15 protein-coding genes are annotated in these 17818 nt (G+C 66.5%); 5 read left to right on the plus strand and 10 right to left on the minus strand.

Annotated features, from left to right (window positions below; genetic code table 11):
- Positions 1 to 4: 4 nt before the first annotated feature.
- From ACIGFL_RS15535 to ACIGFL_RS15575, 9 genes are all read right to left on the minus strand, one after another.
- Entirely contained in the window at positions 5 to 1276 is a 1272-nt protein-coding gene (locus ACIGFL_RS15535) for a YeaH/YhbH family protein (RefSeq protein WP_122110114.1), read from the minus strand.
- A 74-nt stretch (positions 1277 to 1350) separates the two neighbouring features.
- Positions 1351 to 3273 (minus strand): PrkA family serine protein kinase, encoded by a 1923-nt coding sequence (locus tag ACIGFL_RS15540; protein ID WP_021444785.1) that lies wholly within the window; start codon positions 3271 to 3273, stop codon positions 1351 to 1353.
- 359 nt (positions 3274 to 3632) lie between these two features.
- The gene (gene glpE, locus ACIGFL_RS15545; protein WP_021444784.1) at positions 3633 to 3962 is read right to left on the minus strand and encodes a thiosulfate sulfurtransferase GlpE; all 330 of its coding nucleotides are present in this window, start codon (positions 3960 to 3962) and stop codon (positions 3633 to 3635) included.
- The gene (locus ACIGFL_RS15550) at positions 3959 to 4783 is read right to left on the minus strand and encodes a symmetrical bis(5'-nucleosyl)-tetraphosphatase (protein WP_021444783.1); all 825 of its coding nucleotides are present in this window, start codon (positions 4781 to 4783) and stop codon (positions 3959 to 3961) included. Before ACIGFL_RS15550 ends, glpE begins: the two co-directional genes overlap by 4 nt.
- Positions 4783 to 5163 (minus strand): Co2+/Mg2+ efflux protein ApaG, encoded by a 381-nt coding sequence (gene apaG, locus ACIGFL_RS15555; RefSeq protein ID WP_021444782.1) that lies wholly within the window; start codon positions 5161 to 5163, stop codon positions 4783 to 4785. The genes ACIGFL_RS15550 and apaG overlap by 1 nt, the downstream gene beginning before the upstream one ends.
- Before the next feature lie 28 nt (positions 5164 to 5191).
- Positions 5192 to 6001 carry a 16S rRNA (adenine(1518)-N(6)/adenine(1519)-N(6))-dimethyltransferase RsmA gene (gene rsmA, locus ACIGFL_RS15560; protein WP_021444781.1) on the minus strand — a complete coding sequence of 270 codons (810 nt, stop codon included), beginning with the start codon at positions 5999 to 6001 and terminating at the stop codon, positions 5192 to 5194.
- Positions 6002 to 6131: 130 nt separating this feature from the next.
- Positions 6132 to 7130, minus strand: coding sequence for a 4-hydroxythreonine-4-phosphate dehydrogenase PdxA (pdxA, locus tag ACIGFL_RS15565; protein WP_397497789.1), 999 nt, complete (start codon positions 7128 to 7130; stop codon positions 6132 to 6134).
- Positions 7131 to 7230: 100 nt separating this feature from the next.
- The gene (locus tag ACIGFL_RS15570; RefSeq protein ID WP_122110119.1) at positions 7231 to 8523 is read right to left on the minus strand and encodes a peptidylprolyl isomerase; all 1293 of its coding nucleotides are present in this window, start codon (positions 8521 to 8523) and stop codon (positions 7231 to 7233) included.
- Complete coding sequence (locus tag ACIGFL_RS15575) at positions 8504 to 11284, minus strand: LPS-assembly protein LptD (protein ID WP_397497790.1); 2781 nt, start codon at positions 11282 to 11284, stop codon at positions 8504 to 8506. Before ACIGFL_RS15575 ends, ACIGFL_RS15570 begins: the two co-directional genes overlap by 20 nt.
- A 125-nt stretch (positions 11285 to 11409) precedes the next feature.
- Here ACIGFL_RS15575 and ACIGFL_RS15580 point away from each other — a divergent pair, with 125 nt between their 5' ends.
- From ACIGFL_RS15580 to ACIGFL_RS15590, 3 genes are read left to right on the plus strand one after another with little or no spacing between them, the layout of a single operon-like run.
- Positions 11410 to 12435, plus strand: coding sequence for an aminoglycoside phosphotransferase family protein (locus tag ACIGFL_RS15580; protein WP_397497791.1), 1026 nt, complete (start codon positions 11410 to 11412; stop codon positions 12433 to 12435).
- Positions 12432 to 13103 carry an N-acetylmuramate alpha-1-phosphate uridylyltransferase MurU gene (murU, locus tag ACIGFL_RS15585; protein ID WP_397497792.1) on the plus strand — a complete coding sequence of 224 codons (672 nt, stop codon included), beginning with the start codon at positions 12432 to 12434 and terminating at the stop codon, positions 13101 to 13103. The genes ACIGFL_RS15580 and murU overlap by 4 nt, the downstream gene beginning before the upstream one ends.
- Before the next feature lies 1 nt (position 13104).
- The gene (locus ACIGFL_RS15590) at positions 13105 to 13866 is read left to right on the plus strand and encodes a DnaJ domain-containing protein (protein WP_397497793.1); all 762 of its coding nucleotides are present in this window, start codon (positions 13105 to 13107) and stop codon (positions 13864 to 13866) included.
- Here the strand turns inward: ACIGFL_RS15590 and ACIGFL_RS15595 are convergent.
- Complete coding sequence (locus ACIGFL_RS15595) at positions 13863 to 14840, minus strand: alpha/beta hydrolase family protein (protein WP_397497794.1); 978 nt, start codon at positions 14838 to 14840, stop codon at positions 13863 to 13865. The two genes, ACIGFL_RS15590 and ACIGFL_RS15595, sit on opposite strands and share 4 nt — an antisense overlap.
- A 259-nt stretch (positions 14841 to 15099) precedes the next feature.
- On the opposite strand from ACIGFL_RS15595, the gene ACIGFL_RS15600 reads away from it, so the two are divergent.
- Positions 15100 to 16470 (plus strand): sigma-54 interaction domain-containing protein, encoded by a 1371-nt coding sequence (locus tag ACIGFL_RS15600; RefSeq protein ID WP_397497795.1) that lies wholly within the window; start codon positions 15100 to 15102, stop codon positions 16468 to 16470.
- Positions 16471 to 16647: 177 nt separating this feature from the next.
- Positions 16648 to 17796, plus strand: coding sequence for an iron-containing alcohol dehydrogenase (locus ACIGFL_RS15605; protein WP_021488783.1), 1149 nt, complete (start codon positions 16648 to 16650; stop codon positions 17794 to 17796).
- Positions 17797 to 17818 lie beyond the last annotated feature (22 nt).

The following is a 17818-nucleotide window of genomic DNA, read 5'->3' on the forward strand; positions in this document are numbered from 1 at the left end:
TCCTTCAGGTCGCGAGCCGGCGCTGGAACAGCTCGCGGAACACCGGGTAGATGTCCGCCGCCGACACCAGTTGCTGCTGGGCGAAGGTGTCGGCGAATGCCTCGGCCACCTGCTCGTACTCGAACCACAGCGCCTGGTGTTCGCGCGGGGTGATCTCGACGTAGGTGAAGTACTGCACGAACGGCATGATCTGGTTGATCAATATATCCCGGCACACCGGCGAGTCGTCGTTCCAGTTGTCGCCGTCCGAGGCCTGGGCGGCGTAGATGTTCCACTCGTTGATCGGGTAGCGCGCGGCCATGGTCTCCTGCATCAGCTTGAGCGCACTGGAGACGATGGTGCCGCCGGTCTCGCGGGAGTAGAAGAACTCCTCCTCGTCCACCTCCTTGGCGCTGGTGTGGTGGCGGATAAACACCACCTCGATCTTGTCGTAGTTCCGCTTGAGGAACAGGTAGAGGAGGATGAAGAAGCGCTTGGCGATGTCCTTGGTGGCCTGGGTCATGGAGCCGGAGACGTCCATCAGGCAGAACATCACCGCCTTGGAGCTGGGGTTGGGCTGCTTGACCAGCAGATTGTACTTGAGGTCGAAGGTGTCGAGGAAGGGCACGCGGTGGATGCGTGCGCTCAAGCGTTCGATTTCCGCCTCTATTGCCTGGATATCGCCGAAGTTATCCGGCTCTTCCCGGCGCAGGCGCTCCAGTTCGGCCTTGGCCTCGCGCAGCTTGGCGCGGCTGGAGCCGGACAGGGCGATGCGTCGCGCATGGGCCGAGCGCAGGGTGCGGACGATATTGATGCGTGAGGGGTTGCCCTCGTTGCTGATGCCGGCGCGCACGGTCTTGAAGGTGTCGCTGCCGGTCAGGTGGCGTTTGACCAGGTTGGGCAGTTCCAGGTCCTCGAACATGAAGTCGAGGAATTCCTCCTGGGTGATCTGGAACACGAACTCGTCCATGCCCTCGCCGGAGTTGCTCGCCTTGCCGCTGCCACGCCCGCCGCCACCGCCCTGCGGGCGGGGGATGCGTTCGCCGGCGGTGAACTCTTTGTTGCCCGGGTGAACGATGGTCTGCTTGCCGCCGCGGCCGTGGTGCAGCACCGGCTCGTCGATGTCGCGGCCGGGAATGCTGATCTGCTCGCCGTGCTCCATGTCGGTGATGGAACGCCGGCTGACGGCCTCCTCGACCGCCTTCTTGATGTGCTCGCGGTAACGCCGCAGGAAACGCTGGCGGTTTACCGTGCTCTTGTTCTTGCCGTTCAGGCGCCGGTCGATCACGTAGCTCATGACGTCTCCCTAGCACGCCCGTGGCCACGGGCGTGCGGCGGATAGCCCGGCGCGCGGCGCGCGCCGGGTGCGGATCACTGCGACTTGCGTACCCGCAGATACCATTCCGACAGCAGGCGCACCTGCTTCTCGGTGTAGCCGCGCTCGACCATGCGTTTGACGAAGTCGTTGTGCTTCTGCTGTTCCTCCTTGCTGCCCTTGGCGTTGAAGCTGATGACCGGGAGCAGGTCCTCGGTGTTGGAGAACATCTTCTTCTCGATGACCACGCGCAGCTTCTCGTAGCTGAGCCAGGTGGGGTTCTTGCCGTTGTTGTTGGCGCGGGCGCGCAGCACGAAGTTGACGATCTCGTTGCGGAAGTCCTTCGGGTTGCTGATGCCGGCCGGTTTCTCGATCTTCTCCAGCTCCTCGTTGAGCGCCACGCGGTTGAGGATCTCGCCGGTTTCCGGGTCGCGGTATTCCTGGTCCTGGATCCAGAAGTCGGCGTACAGCACGTAGCGGTCGAAGATGTTCTGTCCGTACTCGCTATAGGACTCCAGGTAGGCGGTCTGGATCTCCTTGCCGATGAACTCGATGTAGCGCGGCGCCAGGTATTCCTTGATATAGCGCAGGTAGCGCTCGCGCACTTCGGCGGGGAACTGCTCCTGCTCGATCTGCTGCTCCAGCACGTAGAGCAGGTGCACCGGGTTGGCGGCGATCTCGTGCGGGTCGAAGTTGAACACCTTGGACAGGATCTTGAAGGCGAAACGGGTCGACAGGCCGGTCATGCCCTCGTCGACGCCGGCGCTGTCGCGGTATTCCTGGATCGACTTGGCCTTGGGATCGGTGTCCTTGAGGTTCTCGCCGTCGTAGACACGCATCTTCGAGTAGATGTTGGAGTTCTCCGGCTCCTTCAGGCGGCTCAGCACGCTGAACTGGGCGAGCATCTTCAGGGTGTCCGGGGCGCAGTGGGCCTTGGCCAGCGAGCTGTTGATCAGCAGCTTGTCGTAGATCTTCACCTCGTCGGTGACGCGCAGGCAGTAGGGCACCTTGACGATGTAGATGCGGTCGATGAAGGCCTCGTTGTTCTTGTTGTTGCGGAAGCTGTGCCACTCGGATTCGTTGGAGTGGGCCAGCAGGATGCCGCTGTAGGGAATCGCGCCGAGGCCTTCGGTGCTGTTGTAGTTGCCTTCCTGGGTGGCGGTCAGCAGCGGGTGCAGCACCTTGATCGGCGCCTTGAACATCTCGACGAATTCCATCAGGCCCTGGTTGGCCCGGCACAGCGCGCCCGAGTAGCTGTAGGCGTCGGCGTCGTTCTGCGGGAATTCCTCCAGCTTGCGAATATCCACCTTGCCGACCAGCGCGGAGATGTCTTGGTTGTTTTCGTCGCCCGGCTCGGTCTTGGCCACGGCGATCTGGTTGAGGATCGAGGGGTAGAGCTTGACCACGCGGAACTGGCTGATGTCGCCGCCGAATTCCTGCAGGCGCTTGGTGGCCCAGGGCGACATGATCGAGTTGAGGTAGCGGCGCGGGATGCCGTAGTCCTCCTCGAGGATGGCGCCATCCTCGGCGGCGTTGAACAGCCCCAGCGGCGACTCGAACACCGGCGAGTCCTTGATGGCATAGAAGGGCACCTTCTCCATCAGTTGCTTGAGCTTCTCGGCCAGCGACGACTTGCCGCCGCCCACCGGACCGAGCAGGTAGAGGATCTGTTTCTTCTCTTCCAGGCCCTGCGCGGCATGGCGGAAGTAGGAGACGATCTGGTCGATGCACTCTTCCATGCCGTGGAAGTCGGCGAAGGCCGGGTAACGGCGGATCACCTTGTTGGAGAAGATGCGCGACAGACGCGAGTTGGTCGAGGTGTCGAGCAGCTCCGGTTCGCCGATGGCCATCAGCAGGCGCTCGGCCGCAGTGGCGTAGGCGCTGCGATCCTGTTTGCACAGTTCGAGGTACTCCTGCAGCGAGTACTCCTCCTGGCGGGTCGCTTCGAAACGTTGTTGGAAGTGGCTGAAAATACTCATGACTTCACCTCGCTCGATGCTGAAAGCCGGTTCGGGTTCGGTCGTGCGGGTGCTTGGTAGCCCCGGCCTGGGACTTGGCCGGGAAGAATCCCCCAGAACACCTAAAGGTCGTTACCGATGGCCCGATGCCGGTTGGCCGGCTCTACCTTGAGTTGGATGGCCTGAGCTACAGGATAGTTCTTTCTGGCGAGGGTCAAGGCGGGGACAAGGATAACCAGATGTTACCGTCCGTCGGGAATCATCGGCAGGCCAGAGGAGGCGCGGCCTGCCGGCTCGGAAAAAAATGGCCGGGAGCCATTTTTAACGTAGCGCAGCGACGGCCCGGAAGGGTGGCCGCCAGGGACGGCAGGCCATAAAAATTATTCTGCGGGACTCTGCGCGGTGTCGTCGGGGTAGGTGGCGCGCCACAGCTCGAAACCGCCGTCGAGGCTGTAGACCTGGCTGAAACCCTGGCCGACCAGGTAGGCGGCGGCGCCCTGGCTGGAGTTGCCGTGGTAGCAGGAGACGATCAGCGGCGCGTCGAGGTCGGCGTTGTGGATGAAGTCGTGCAGCGAGTGGTTGTCCAGGTGGCGCGAGCCCTGGATATGTCCGGCGGCGAAGCTTTGCGGGTCGCGGATATCCACGACCACGGCGCCTTGCTGGCGCAGGGCCTGGGCCTGCTGGGGAGAGATACGCTGGAATTCGCTCATGGGTGCTCCTTGGGGCAGGTGCAGCGGTGGCGTTCGCCGCTGTCGACGTTGAGCAGGGTCATCGCGCCGCCCCACACGCAGCCGGTGTCCAGCGCATACAGGCCGGGCTCCTGGCAGTTGCCTTCGAGGGCGGCCCAGTGGCCGAAGATGATGGTCTCGCCGCGCATCTTGCGCTGCGGGTGGCTGAACCAGGGGGCGTAGCCGGGCGGGGCGCTGCCGACGCCTTCCTTGCTCTTCAGGTCCAGGGTACCGTCGGCCTTGCAGAAGCGCATGCGGGTGAAATAGTTGGTGATCACCCGCAGGCGGGTGACGCCGTGCAGGTCCTTGTGCCATTTGGCCGGTTCGTTGCCGTACATGCCGTCGAGAAACAGCGGCAGGCGGGCGTCGTCGCGCAGCGCCTCCTCGACCTCGGCGGCGCGGCGCAGCGCCTTGGTCAGGCTCCACTGCGGCGGGATGCCGGCATGCACCAGGGTCACCCGGCGCTCGGCATCGTGGTGCACCAGCTTCTGCAGGCGCAGCCAGTCGAGCAGGTCGGCGCGGTCCGGCGCGTCGAGGATCTCGCGCAGGGTGTCGCCCTTCTTCAGCCGCTCGATGTTGTGCGCCACGGCCAGCAGGTGCAGGTCGTGATTGCCCAGCACGCAGGTCACCGCCTGGCGGATGGAATAGAGAAAACGCAGGGTTTCCAGCGATTGCGGGCCGCGGTTGACCAGGTCGCCGACCAGCCACAGCTGGTCCTGCGCCGGGTCGAAGGCCACCCGCTCGAGCAGGCATTGCAGCGGTCGCAGGCAGCCCTGGATGTCGCCGACGGCATACAGCGCCATCAGTGCAGGGCTCCGGGCACGGCCAGGCGAAACGGCGCGATGACGGCGTCGAAGCGTTTGCCGTCCTCGGCGAGCATCTGGTAGCTGCCCTGCATGGTGCCGACCTGGGTGGTCATCACCGTGCCGCTGCTGTAGGTGTGGCTGGCGCCCGGGGCGATCTGCGGCTGCTGGCCGACCACGCCGGCGCCGCGCACTTCCTGCACGCGGCCGTCGCCGTCGGTGATGATCCAGTGGCGCGACAGCAGCTTGGCCGGCAGCTGGCCCTGGTTGCGGATGGTCACCGTGTAGGAGAAGGCGTAGCGGCCCAGCTCCGGCTGCGACTGCGCGGCCAGGTAGCGGGTGGTGACGCTGACGTCGATCTGGTAACGAGGGTCGGACATGCGAGTAACCCGTGTGGCGTATGGCAGTTTAGCCCTGGCTGGCGGCCAGGTGCGCCGCCAGTTGATCGGCCAGGCGAACGAAGGCGGCCAGGTCCAACTGTTCCGGGCGCAGGCTGCCATCGACGCCGGCGGCCTCGATGGCCTCGGCCGGCAGCAGTTGCTTGAGGGTATTGCGCAGGGTCTTGCGCCGCTGGTTGAAGGCTTCGCGCACCACCCGCTCGAGCAGGCGATGATCCTTGGCCGGATGCGGCAGCACCGCGTGCGGTACCAGGCGGACGATGGCCGAGTCGACCTTGGGCGGCGGATTGAAGGCGCCGGGGCCGACGTTGAACAGGTGTTCGACCCGGCAGTGGTACTGCACCATGATCGACAGGCGGCCCCAGTCGCCGCCGCCGGGGCCGGCGGCCAGACGCTCCACCACCTCTTTCTGCAGCATGAAGTGCATGTCGCGGATCAGCGCCGCGTTGTCCAGCAGGTGGAAGATCAGCGGGGTGGAGATGTTGTACGGCAGGTTGCCGACCACCCGTAGGCTGCCGGGGGCGGCCTCGAGGCGGGCGAAGTCGAACTTCAGCGCATCGCCCTGGTTCAGGCGAAAGCGCGGGTTGGCGCCGAACTTGCTCTGCAGGATGGGGATCAGGTCGAGGTCCAGCTCGATCACGTCGAGCTGCGCGCCGCTGCCGAGCAGGCCCTCGGTCAGCGCGCCCTGGCCCGGGCCGATCTCCAGCAGGCGCTCGTCCTCCTTGGCGCGGATGGCGCGCAGGATGCGGTCGATGACGCCGGCATCGTGCAGGAAGTTCTGGCCGAAGCGCTTGCGCGCGCGGTGTTGGTATTCGGACATGGCAGGGCAGCTCCAGGCTTCAAGCTGCAAGCATCAAGCAAGAGCGCAAAGCGAAAAAACGAAGTCGGGTAGTTTAAGGCAAAAAGCGACAACACCCGTAGCCCGGATGCAATCCGGGCTGGGCTGCCGTCTACTTGCGGCTGGTAGCGGCGGCCATCTGGTAGGCGGTTTCCAGGGCCACCTGCAGGCTGCCGGTATCGATATTGCCGCTGCCGGCAAGGTCCAGCGCCGTGCCGTGATCCACCGAGGTGCGGATGATCGGCAGGCCCAGGGTGACGTTGAGCGCCGCGCCGAAGCCCTTGAACTTGAGCACCGGCAGGCCCTGGTCGTGGTACATGGCCAGCACTGCGTCGGCCTGCTCCAGGTACTTGGGGGTGAACAGGGTGTCGGCCGGCAGCGGGCCGATCAGGGTCATGCCTTCGCCGCGCAGGCGCTCCAGCGTCGGCTCGATGATCTCGATTTCCTCGCGACCGAGGTGGCCGCCTTCGCCGGCATGGGGGTTGAGTCCACAGATCAGGATGCGCGGCGCGGCGATGCCGAACTTGCTCTGCAGATCGGCATGCAGGATGCGGGTCACACGCTCCAGACGTTCGGCGGTGATGGCTGCTGCGACGTCCTTGAGCGGCAGGTGGGTGGTGACCAGGGCGACGCGCAGGCCGCGGGTGGCGAGCATCATCACCACCTGCTCCGTGTGGGTCAGCTCGGCGAGAAACTCGGTGTGGCCGGAGAAGGCGATGCCGGCTTCGTTGATCACGCCCTTGTGCACCGGTGCGGTGATCATCGCGGCGAAGCTGCCGTCCAGGCAGCCCTGACCGGCACGGGTGAGGGTTTCCAGCACGTAGCCGGCGTTGGCCGGATCGAGCCGGCCGGCTTGGCTCGGGGCGGCCAGCGGGGTGTCCCAGACATACAGGCTGCCGGCCGGCGCGGGGGCACTCGGCCAGCGGCCCGGGGCGACATCCAGCAGCGCGATGTGCAGGCCGAGCTGGGCGGCGCGCTCGCCGAGCAGCTGGCGGCTGGCGATGGCCACCAGCGCCTCGGGCTGCGCCTGGCGGGCAAGCAGCAGGCAGAGGTCGGGGCCGATGCCGGCCGGTTCGCCGGGGGTCAGGGCAAAGACTCGGGGTGCGCTCATGGGCATTCTCGGTTGCGCCGCGGGGGCGCCAGTTTACGCTGCCTGGGTCGATAACGAAAAAGCCCGGCGCGGGGCCGGGCTCTTGCGTGCGAAACCACCGTCACAGCTTGGTCTCGACGTAGGCTTCGTCGCGGATCTGGCGCAGCCAGGCCTGCAGTTCCTCGTCGTACTTGCGGTTGCGCAGCAGGTTGGCCGCCTGTTGCTCGCGGAACTGCGCGCTGCTGTCGGTGGCGCGACGGCCCATGACCTGCAGCACGTGCCAGCCGAACTGGGTCTGGAACGGCTTGGACAGCTCGCCGCTGGCGGTCTCGCTCATCACCTGACGGAACTCCGGCACCAGCGCGTTGGGGTCGATCCAGTTGAGGTCGCCGCCGTTGAGCGCCGAGCCCGGGTCTTCCGAGTAGCTCTTGGCCAGCTCGGCGAAGTCCTCGCCGGCGACGATGCGCTGGTACAGGCGTTCGACCAGACGGCGGGTTTCCTCGGCGCTGCGAATCTCGCTGGGCTTGATCAGGATATGGCGCACGTGCACTTCGTCGCGCACCTGGGTGTCGCCGCCGCGCTTTTCCAGCAGCTTGAGGATGATGAAACCGCCCGGCGTGCGCAGCGGCTCGGTCACTTCGCCCGGGCTCAGCGCGCTGACCATCGAGTCGAACGGCGGCGGCAGCTGGCCGGCCTTGCGCCAGCCCATCTCGCCGCCTTCCAGGGCGGTTTCGCTGGCGGAGCGGGAAATCGCCAGCTGGGCGAAGTCGGCGCCCTGTTGCAATTGTTGGTACAGCTCGCGGGCCTGGCGGTCGGCTGCCTGGATCTCGCTGGAGGAGGCGCCTTCGGAGACCGGGATGAGGATGTTGGCCAGGCGGAACTCTTCCGACAGCTGCATCTTGCCCAGGTCGGAGGCGAGGAAGTTCTGCACTTCCTGGTCGGTGACCTGGATACGCTCGGCGACCCGGCGCTGGCGCACGCGGCTGATGATCATCTCGCGGCGCACCTGGTCGCGTGCGTCGGCGTAGGACAGGCCGTCGCGCGCCAGAGCCTGACGGAACTGCTCCAGGCTCATGCCGTTACGCTGGGCGATGGTGCCCATGGCCTGGTTCAGTTCCTCGTCGGTGATGCGGATGCCGGAGCGGTCGCCGATCTGCAGCTGGATGTTCTCGATGATCAGGCGCTCGAGCACCTGCTGGCTGAGCACGTGCTCGGGCGGCAGTGCGCCGCCGCGTTTGCCGATGGTCTGCTGCACCTCGCGCAGGCGGGCGTCGAGCTGGCTCTGCATGACCACGTCGTTGTCGACGATGGCCACCACGCGGTCCAGCGGACGGACGTCGGCCTGGGCCGTCGCCGCGAGCAGCGCTGCGCCCAACAGCAGGGGGCGCAGGCAATCAGAAAGCTTGGTCTTCACGTTCACGGTAACCTTGAATGCCTTGGTCGAGGAAAGTTTCCACCTTGTTGCCCACTACGCCGCCGAGGCCCTTGAGGACGATCTGCAGGAAGATGCCGCGGTCGGCCTCGTCGTTGAGCGACGGGTTGAGGCTGACTTCGTCGTAGTCGATCCAGTAGCGGTTGATCAGGCGCAGCTTCCAGCAGCAGCTGTCGTACTCGAAGCCGCCGAAGGCTTCCAGGGTACGGTTGCGGCCGTAGTCGTACTGCCAGCGCGAGATCAGGCTCCACTGTGGAACCAGCGGCCAGATGACGGAGAAGTCATGCTGGTCGATCTTGTAGTAGTTCTTGATGTAGTTCGGGTTCGGCGAACCGTCGCCCAGGGTCGGGTTGCCGTAGTCCGGGTTGGTGGTCCAGGTGCCGCTGTCGCGGTCGTAGCGCACGGTGTCGTTGCGGTAGCGATAACCGAGGTTGACCACCTTGTTCGGGTTGTCTTCCGGCTGGTAGTGGAACATCGCGCTGCCCGAGCGGGTGCGGTGGGTATCCGGGTCCCAGTTGAAGGTCGACGACACGCGCCAGTCGCGGTTGAAGCGGTACAGGTACTCCAGCGCATAGGGCGAGACGTCGGCGGTGGCGTCCGGACGGGTGCGGTAGTCGATACCGGCCAGCTGCACCTTGCGGTCCTCGAAGTAGAAGGCCTGGCCGATGCTGAAGCGCTGACGCTCGAAGCCGTTGGGCTCGATCCAGCGGCTGGTCACGCCCAGCGACAGCTTGTTCTCGTCGCCGATGCGATCCTTGCCGGAGAAGCGGTTCTCGCGCCACAGCGAGGCGTAGCTGAAGGTCGGCTCGCCGCTGTCGAACACCGGGATGTCGGTCTGGTCTTCTTCCGGCACATAGAGGTAGAAGGCGCGCGGCTCCAGGGTCTGGCGGAAGTCCTTGCCGAACAGCTGGGTGTTGCGGTCGAAGTACAGGCCGCTGTCGACGCTGAACAGGCCGACGCCGCGGTTCTGCGTGCTGTCGAACTCCTGCTCGGCCAGCAGGCTGTTCTTGCCCTGCTGATCCAGGCTGATGTCGTAGTGGGTCTGGCGGTACTTGATCTGCGGCTTGAGGAAGCCCCAGGTCCAGTCCAGCGGCAGGGCGACGCCCGGCTCCAGGTGCAGGCGCTCGCCGTTGGCGCGGGCCAGGCCGCGAATACGGGTGTCGTACCAGGTCTGTTCGGCCACGCCGTCTTCGTTGATGAAGTTGCCCGAGCGCAGGTCGCGGTCGAAGCGCACGTATTCGCTGCCGTAGGTGAAGTCCAGGCCGCCCGGATTGAACGGCAGCTTGCCGTCCAGGGTGAGCTGCGGCAGACGGTCGTACGGCGTGACGTCGGTGATATTGGCCAGCTCGTAGGCATGCAGGTTGAGCTGCGCGCGGTAGCTGTCGCCGCGGTAGGTCAGGCTGCCGCGCTGGTTGACGTAGGTGGGCGTGTCGATACCCAGGTCGGTATCCAGGTCCTGGAAGTAGTAGGGGTCGCTGATGTCGGTGTAGTCGACCTCGGCCAGCAGGCGCGAGTTCAGGCCCTGCTTGTGCTGCCAGCTGTACAGCCAGCGCTGGTCTTCGTACTCGGACTGCAGCTTGCGCTCGTCTTCGCTGTCGTCGAGGTAGGCGGCGCCGATCTGGCCTTCGCTGCTCTCGGTCAGGTAGCGGAACTCGCCCTCCATCAACAGGCCGCGGTTGGCCATGTAGGTCGGGTAGAGCGTGGCGTCGTAGTTCGGCGCCAGGTTGAAGTAGTAGGGCGTCTGCAGCGAGAAGCCGTTGTCGCTCGAGGTGCCCATGCTCGGCGGCAGGAAGCCGGACTGGCGACGGTCGTCGATCGGGAAATAGATGTAGGGGGTGTAGAACACCGGGATGTCCTTGACCCGCAGCGTCACGTTGGTCGCGGTGCCGAAGCCGGTGGCCGGGTTCAGGGTGACGTTGTTGCCCTTCAGGTGCCAGGCGTTGTCGCCCGGCTCGCAGCGGGTGTAGGTACCGTCCTTGAGGCGGATGATCGCGGTCTCTTCGCGCTTGGCATAGAGTGCGCTGCCGCGGACGTGGGCTTCGTGCATCACGTACTCGGCGTTGTCGATCTTGGCTTCGCCGTTGTCCAGTTGCAGCTCGGCGCGGTCGCCGACCACCAGCATGCCCTTGTCGCGCAGACGCACGTTGCCGATCAGCTCGCCACGGTTCTCGGTCTGGTGCAGGCTGGCCTCGTCGGCCTCCACCTGCATGCCGGACTGGCGCAGGATCACGTCGCCGGCGAGGGTCGCCACCTGCTTTTCCTGCTCGTAACGCGAGGCCTTGGCCGAGACGAACATCGGCGCTTCGTCCAACGGCGTGTCGTCGTCCATGCCCGGGCGCAGCGGCTCGACATAGGCGCCGGCGCAGTAAGGGCCGGCTTCGGCCAGCTGGGCGGCGGTCAGCTTGTCGCGCGGCACCCAGTCGAGGTGGCTGTAGTCGGCGCTGCGCGAGGCCAGGGCGCGGCCCTTGCTCTCGGTGACCAGGGTGGTGGTTTCCTGCTTGGCGCTGGCTTTGCCGCTGGTGGCGTCGCTCGCGCTGACGGCGCTGGTGCTGTGCTGAGGACGGGGCGGCAGGCTGGCGGCAGGGGCCTTGGGCGCGCAGGCCCAACCGCCGCTGGGCGACACCTGGCAGTCGAACTGCTCGGCGGCGAAAACCTGTAGGCTGACGGCGGGTTGTAGGGCCAGAAGGCTGCCGGTGACCAGCAGCGGGAATTTCTTGCGGAACGCGGGGTATTTTACTGCCATCTTGTTAGTCCGGGCTTCCTGCGCGCTATCGGCCCAGGGGCCGCACGCCTCTCGATGGGCTGAAAAAGATGCTGGATAATAAAGCATGACCCGCGCAACGGCTAGCGCCGTCGGAGACCCCCCTGATGCCTGAACACGATGTACGTCTGCAACAGCTGCACACCTGGCTCGCTCAGCAATTACCCGCCCTGTTCGCCGCTCGCGGCTGGGGCCCGGTACCGCCTGCGCAGCTGACGCCCGCCAGCAGCGACGCCAGTTTTCGCCGCTATTTCCGCTGGCAGGCGGGCGAGCGCAGCCTGATCCTGATGGACGCGCCGCCGCCGCAGGAGAACTGCGCGCCCTTCGTGCGCATCGCTGCGCTGTTGGCCGGCGCTGGCGTGCATGTGCCCGAAGTGCTGGCCGCCGATCTGGAGCAGGGCTTTCTGATCCTGGACGATCTTGGCCACCAGACCTATCTGGAGGTGATCGACGAGCACAACGCCGACACCCTGTTCGACGACGCTGTCGAGGCCTTGCTGCTGCAGCAGCGCCTGCCGCTGGACGGCGATCTGCCGCATTACGACGAGGCGCTGCTGCGTCGCGAGCTGCAGCTGTTCCCCGAGTGGTACGTGCAGCGCCATCTGGGCTACGAGTTCGACGCGAAGCAGCAGGCGGCTTGGCAGCGCATCTGCGCCCTGCTGATCGACAGCGCCCTGGCCCAGCCCAAGGTGCTGGTGCACCGCGACTTCATGCCGCGCAACCTGATGCAGAGCACGCCCAATCCCGGTGTGCTGGATTTTCAGGACGCCGTCTACGGCCCGGTCACCTACGACATCACCTGCCTGTTCAAGGACGCCTTCCTCAGCTGGCCCGAGGCGCGCGTGCGGGGCTGGCTGCAGGGCTACTGGGAGCGGGCGCAGGCGGCCGGCATCCCGGTGCAGCCTTCGCTCGACGAGTTTCTGCGCGCCAGCGACCTGATGGGCGTGCAGCGCCATCTCAAGGTGATCGGCATCTTCGCGCGCATCTGCCACCGCGATGGCAAGCCCAAGTACCTCGGCGACGTGCCGCGCTTCTTCGCCTATATCGAGGCGGTGCTGGCCCGCCGGCCAGAGCTGGCCGAGCTGGGCGCGCTGCTCGCCAGCCTGGCGCAGGCCGAGGTCGCCCGCGCATGAAGGCCATGATTCTCGCCGCGGGCAAGGGCGAGCGCCTGCGCCCGCTGACCCTGCATACGCCCAAGCCGCTGGTGCGTGTCGCCGGCGTGCCGTTGATCGAGTATCACCTGCGCGGCCTGGCCGCCGCCGGCTTCACCGAGCTGGTGATCAACCATGCCTGGCTCGGCCGGCAGATCGAGGAGCATCTCGGTGACGGCGCGCGCTTCGGCCTGCGCATCGCCTATTCCGCCGAGGGCGAGCCGCTGGAAACCGGCGGCGGTATCTTCCAGGCGCTGCCCTTGCTGGGCGATGAGCCCTTCGTGCTGGTCAACGGCGATATCTTCACCGACTACCCCTTCGCCGAGTTGCGCCGTCCGCTGCAGGGGCTGGCCCACCTGGTGCTGGTGGACAACCCGCCGCACCACGCCCAGGGCGATTTTCGCCTCGCCGACGGCCGGGTGGGCGAGCTCGACGGCGCGGGTACGGGCCTGACCTACAGCGGTCTGGCCGTGCTGTCGCCGGCACTGTTCGCCGACTGCCAGCCGGGCGCCTTCAAGCTGGCGCCGCTGCTGCGCCGGGCCATGGCCGCGGGACTGGTGAGCGGCGAGCGCTACGCCGGACGCTGGGTGGATGTCGGCACCCACGAGCGCCTGGCCGAAGTCGAGCGCCTGCTGGCGCAGGGGCGCTGAGGTGCTCTGGCCGGTGACCCTGCTCGGCGCCGTGGCCGGTCTGGCGATGGCCAGCATTCCCGGCGCCCTGCTCGGCGGCCTGCTCGGCCAGGTGCTGGACCGCCGCCTGCGCCTGCACGACTGGGCCAGCCTGCGCGAGCGCCTCGGCGGGCGCCCGGCGCCGGCCGACGAGGAGCTGCTGTTTCTGATGCTCGGGCGCCTGGCCAAGAGCGACGGCCGCGTGCTGCCGAGCCATATCCAGCAGGCGCGCTCGGAGATGCAGCGCCTGGGCCTGGACGAGTTCGCCCAGCGCCGCGCCATCGAGGCCTTCTCCCGCGGCAAGACCGCTCGCGACAACCTGCGCGCCCCGCTGCAGCGCCAGGCCGAGCGCGGCGAGGCCCTGTTACGCGCCTGCTGGCGCATGGCCTGGGTCGACGGTCGGGTCGGCGCGGCGGAGCACGAGCTGATGCTGCTGTGGGGCAAATGGCTTGGCTGGAACGGTGCTCGCCTGGAGGCCCTGGGCGAGGAGTACGCGCCGCGCCGCAGTCAGCCGCCGGTGGCCACCGGCGGCAGCTACAAGGAGGCGTTGCGGCTGCTGGGGGTGGCGGCGGACAGCGAGCCCGAGCAGGTCAAGCGCGCCTATCGCCGTCTGCTCAGTCGACACCATCCGGACAAGCTGGCTGGTGCCGGGGCGTCGCCTGCGCGCCTGCGCGAAGCCACCGAAACCACCCGCCAGCTGCACCAGGCCTATGCGCTGATTCGCGAGCGGCGTGGCTGGCGTTAGCCGCCGCTCATCGCGCTCGGCGCCGCGGCGCGGATATTCAGGCTCAGCCAGCCGCGCAGGCGGCGATACAGTTGTTCCTGCTCGACGCCGCGATTGCCCGGCAGAGCCTTCATCGCCACCTGCACGTAGGTCGGGTGCTTGACCCTCTTGCTGGCCTGCAGGCGCCTGAGCGCGGCCTGGCGGTCGCCGGCCTGGTCCTTGTAATAGAAGTCGCCGGTGGCCAGTTCGAGTTGCGGCACCAGCTCGTCCAGCGGCGGGGAAAAGCCGGCCGGTACGGCGGCGGCCACCAGCAGCAGGTTGTGGATATCTTCCGGCTGGCGTTCGGCCAGGTATTGGGCGGCCCAGTAGGCGCCGCTGCCGTGGCCGAGCAGGACGATGCGGCTGGCCTGCTGCTGGCGGGCGAAGGCGATGCCGGCGTCGATGCGCGCCATCACCCGCTGCGCATGGGCGCTGCGGCGGGCGGCGTCGTCCGCCGCAGGATCGGGCGCGGCGCTGGGCGCCGTCTCGGCTTCGCCGTCGACCGCAGCCTCTGCGGCTGCGCTGGTCGGCGGCTCAGGCAGACGCAGCGGCGGAGCGTCGTGGTCCGGATCGGGCAGGGTCAGGCTCAGGCTGTGCCAGCCGCCATCGGGCAGCTTGCGCCGCAACGGGCCGACGGCGGTGGCGCCGTCGGCGTTTTCCGCATCGCCGGGCAAGAGGATCACCGCGCCACTGGGTTCGCCGACATTGGCCGGCAGCCAGAGGGCGAGGAAGCGCTCGTCGCCGGCCTGCAGCCACTGCTGTTCGCGCTGCTCCAGACGCTGTTCCAGCGCCTGGGCCTCGCTGACGCTGCGCTCGGGCAGTGGAGGGCGAACCTCCTCTGCCGACAGAGAGTTCTCGGCCGGGGAAGGTGTTTCTGCTGTGGCGGGGGGCTCTGCCCATGACTGCAGGGATACGAGCAGGCAAAGACCGGGCAGCAGGCGCGGCGTGCGAAGCATCTGGAACTCTCCGGAACGGTGCTGATTTGTAGCTGAGCCTAATCTGCACTCCGACGCTTGTCAGGCCACTCGGGCTTATCCGGGCAAATACCTGAGCGGGGTGTGGGATCCGCACGCATTGCCGCGGCACGCCAAACAACGTCCTGCCTCGTCTTGCCGTTAGGGCTATGCGAACGCAGGGGCGCGCGGCGAGGCCTTGCCGGGCAATGGGGCGGGAAGCGTTAAGATGGGGCGGCGTCCCACCCTGCCGAGGTACACGATGGAACTAGAAGCTCCCGCCTTCTGCGAGCTGATCAACGCGCTGCATGACGGCGTCTACATCACCGACGCTGCCGGCATAACCCTGATGGTCAACAGCGCCTATGAGCGCCTGACCGGGCTGCGTGGCGAGGATCTGGTCGGCCAGCACATGCAGGCGCTGGTGGAGCAGGGCGTGATCTCGCAGTCGGTGTCCTTGCGCGTGCTCAAGGAAGGCAAGTCACTGTCGCTGATGCAGAGCGTCAGCCAGGGCAAACGCCTGCTGGTCAGCGGCACGCCGATCTTCGCTGCCGATGGTCGGGTGCGCTACGTGGTCAGCACCGTGCGCGACATGACCGAGCTGCTGCGCATGAAGCACGAGCGCGACGAGCTGCAGCAACTCAAGCAGCTGCGCAACAGCACGGCCAAGCTGCATGCCGGGCAGCGTGACGATCTGCTCGATGCCTCCCCGGTTGCCGACAAGCCCGCTTCGGGGCGAGTCTTCATGCAGGCGCGGCAGGTCGCGGCCAGCGACGTGAAGGTGCTGCTGCAGGGTGAGACCGGTGTCGGCAAGACCCTGGTCGCCCAATACATCCACAAGAGCAGCCCGCGCGCGGCGCAGCCGTTTCTGGCGCTGAACTGCGGTGCGCTGCCGGAGAACCTGATCGAGGCCGAGTTGTTTGGCTATGTGCCGGGCGCGTTCACCGGCGCCGGCAGCAAGGGCAAGCGCGGTCTGCTGGAACTGGCGCACCAGGGCACGGTTTTTCTCGATGAGATCGGCGATCTGCCGCTGCCGCTGCAGGTCAAGCTGCTCAAGGTGATCGAGGAGAGCCGCTTCATTCCGGTCGGTGGCCTGGAGTTGAAGGAGGTGGACGTGCGCATCATCACCGCCACCCACCACGACCTGCGCACGATGGTCGCCGAGGGGCGTTTTCGCGCCGACCTCTACTACCGGCTCAACGTGGTGCCGATCCACATCCCGGCCTTGCGCGAGCGCCCCGAGGAAATTCAACCGCTGCTGGACTTTTATCTGAGCGAATTCAACCAGCGTTATGGCCGAGCGCTGAGCTGGGAGCTCGAGGCGCTCGATGCACTGACCGACTACGCCTGGCCCGGCAACATCCGCGAGCTGATCAATCTGGTCGAGCGCCTGGTGGTCACCTGCAGTGGCGAATGCATCGAGCTGTTCGATCTGCCGGAGGAGATGCGCACCGCCCGCAGCGACGCCAGCGAAGACGACCTGTTGCCATTGCGCAAGCAGGTGGAGAACCTCGAGCGGCGCCTCATCCGCCGTGCGCTGATGCAGCACAAGACCACCCGCGAAGCGGCCAAGGTGCTCGGTCTGAGCCAGGCGACGCTGGTGCAGAAGATGAAGCGCTGGGAACAGGGTTGATTGGAAAATGGATCGAAATAGGCTCTTCTGATTGGTTTTCTGATCAAGCGCAGCCCGCAGCGCGCTGTGACAAATCGACGCAAGCCCTCTGTCACGCCACTTTCAGTGAGCTGGCACAGGAATGGCTATGGCAAGCCCCGAACCCGTTCAGCACAACAACGCATAAGGGGCCTGCTGATGAATACTGCCGCATTCAAGATCGCCAACAAGCTGCTGACCGGCCAGGGGGCCGTGGAGCAACTGGCGCTCGAACTGCCTCGACTGAATATCACCAACCCGCTGATCGTTACCGACGCCATCCTGATCAAGTCCGGTACGGTCGAGCATGTCCTCAAGCAGCTCGGCGAGCGCCGCTATGGCATCTATGACGGTGTCGAGCCGGAGCCGGAGATCGCCATCGTCGAAGCCTGCGCCAAGGTCTATCGCGACGGCGGTCACGATGGTCTGATCGGTGTCGGTGGCGGCAGCGCCATCGATATCGCCAAGGCCGTGGCCGGTTACGTGGGGCATGACGGTGCGCTGGAAGAGCTGTTCGGCGTCGATCAGATCAAGCGCAAGGGGCCGCCGCTGATTGCCATCCCGACCACCGCCGGCACCGGTTCGGAAGTGACCAACGTGTCGATCCTCTCCGACAAGCAGGCGCAACTGAAGAAGGGCATCGTCAGCGATTATCTGTTGCCCGACGTCGCCCTGGTCAGCCCGCTGATGACCCTGACCTGTCCGCGCGGCGTGACCGCTGCCAGTGGTGTCGATGCACTGGTACACGCGGTGGAGTCCTACCTGTCGGTCAATGCCTCGCCGATCACCGACGCCCTGGCCATTGGCGCGATCAAGCTGATCGCCAAGGCGCTGCCCAAGGCCTATGCCAACCCGGCGGATCTGGTAGCTCGCGAAGACATGGCTACCGCCAGCCTGATGGCCGGCATGGCCTTCGGCAATGCCGGTGTCGGCGCCGTGCATGCGCTGGCCTATCCGCTGGGCGGGCGCTTCAACATCGCTCATGGCGTCAGCAATGCCTTGCTGCTGCCCTACGTGATGGCCTGGAACAAGCTGGCCTGCGTCGAGCGCATGGCCGAGATCGCTGCTGCTCTCGGTGTGCAAACGCATGGCCTGAGCGACAAGGCCGCCGCCGACCTGGCCGTCGAGGCCATGGCCGAGCTGTGCGCCAGCGTCGACATTCCCAAGGGCATGCGCAGCTTCGGCGTGCCGGAAGACGCCATCCCGGCCATGGCCGAGGAAGCCAGCAAGATCGACCGCCTGATGCGCAACAATCCGCGGCGCCTGACGGCAGGCGATATCGAACAGATCTACCGCGCTGCCTACTGATTACCGCAACGAAGATGAAAGG

The organism is Pseudomonas sp. NPDC077649 (genome assembly GCF_044542855.1).
In the GTDB taxonomy this organism is placed as follows: Bacteria; Pseudomonadota; Gammaproteobacteria; order Pseudomonadales; family Pseudomonadaceae; genus Aquipseudomonas.

Coding starts and splice junctions, on each gene's coding strand:
- ACIGFL_RS15535 (WP_122110114.1), bottom strand. CDS start 1,276: ATGAGCTACGTGATCGACCGGCGCCTGAACGGCAAGAACAAGAGCACG.
- ACIGFL_RS15540 (WP_021444785.1), bottom strand. CDS start 3,273: ATGAGTATTTTCAGCCACTTCCAACAACGTTTCGAAGCGACCCGCCAG.
- glpE (WP_021444784.1), bottom strand. CDS start 3,962: ATGAGCGAATTCCAGCGTATCTCTCCCCAGCAGGCCCAGGCCCTGCGC.
- ACIGFL_RS15550 (WP_021444783.1), bottom strand. CDS start 4,783: ATGGCGCTGTATGCCGTCGGCGACATCCAGGGCTGCCTGCGACCGCTG.
- apaG (WP_021444782.1), bottom strand. CDS start 5,163: ATGTCCGACCCTCGTTACCAGATCGACGTCAGCGTCACCACCCGCTAC.
- rsmA (WP_021444781.1), bottom strand. CDS start 6,001: ATGTCCGAATACCAACACCGCGCGCGCAAGCGCTTCGGCCAGAACTTC.
- pdxA (WP_397497789.1), bottom strand. CDS start 7,130: ATGAGCGCACCCCGAGTCTTTGCCCTGACCCCCGGCGAACCGGCCGGC.
- ACIGFL_RS15575 (WP_397497790.1), bottom strand. CDS start 11,284: ATGGCAGTAAAATACCCCGCGTTCCGCAAGAAATTCCCGCTGCTGGTC.
- ACIGFL_RS15580 (WP_397497791.1), top strand. CDS start 11,410: ATGCCTGAACACGATGTACGTCTGCAACAGCTGCACACCTGGCTCGCT.
- murU (WP_397497792.1), top strand. CDS start 12,432: ATGAAGGCCATGATTCTCGCCGCGGGCAAGGGCGAGCGCCTGCGCCCG.
- ACIGFL_RS15595 (WP_397497794.1), bottom strand. CDS start 14,840: ATGCTTCGCACGCCGCGCCTGCTGCCCGGTCTTTGCCTGCTCGTATCC.
- ACIGFL_RS15600 (WP_397497795.1), top strand. CDS start 15,100: ATGGAACTAGAAGCTCCCGCCTTCTGCGAGCTGATCAACGCGCTGCAT.
- ACIGFL_RS15605 (WP_021488783.1), top strand. CDS start 16,648: ATGAATACTGCCGCATTCAAGATCGCCAACAAGCTGCTGACCGGCCAG.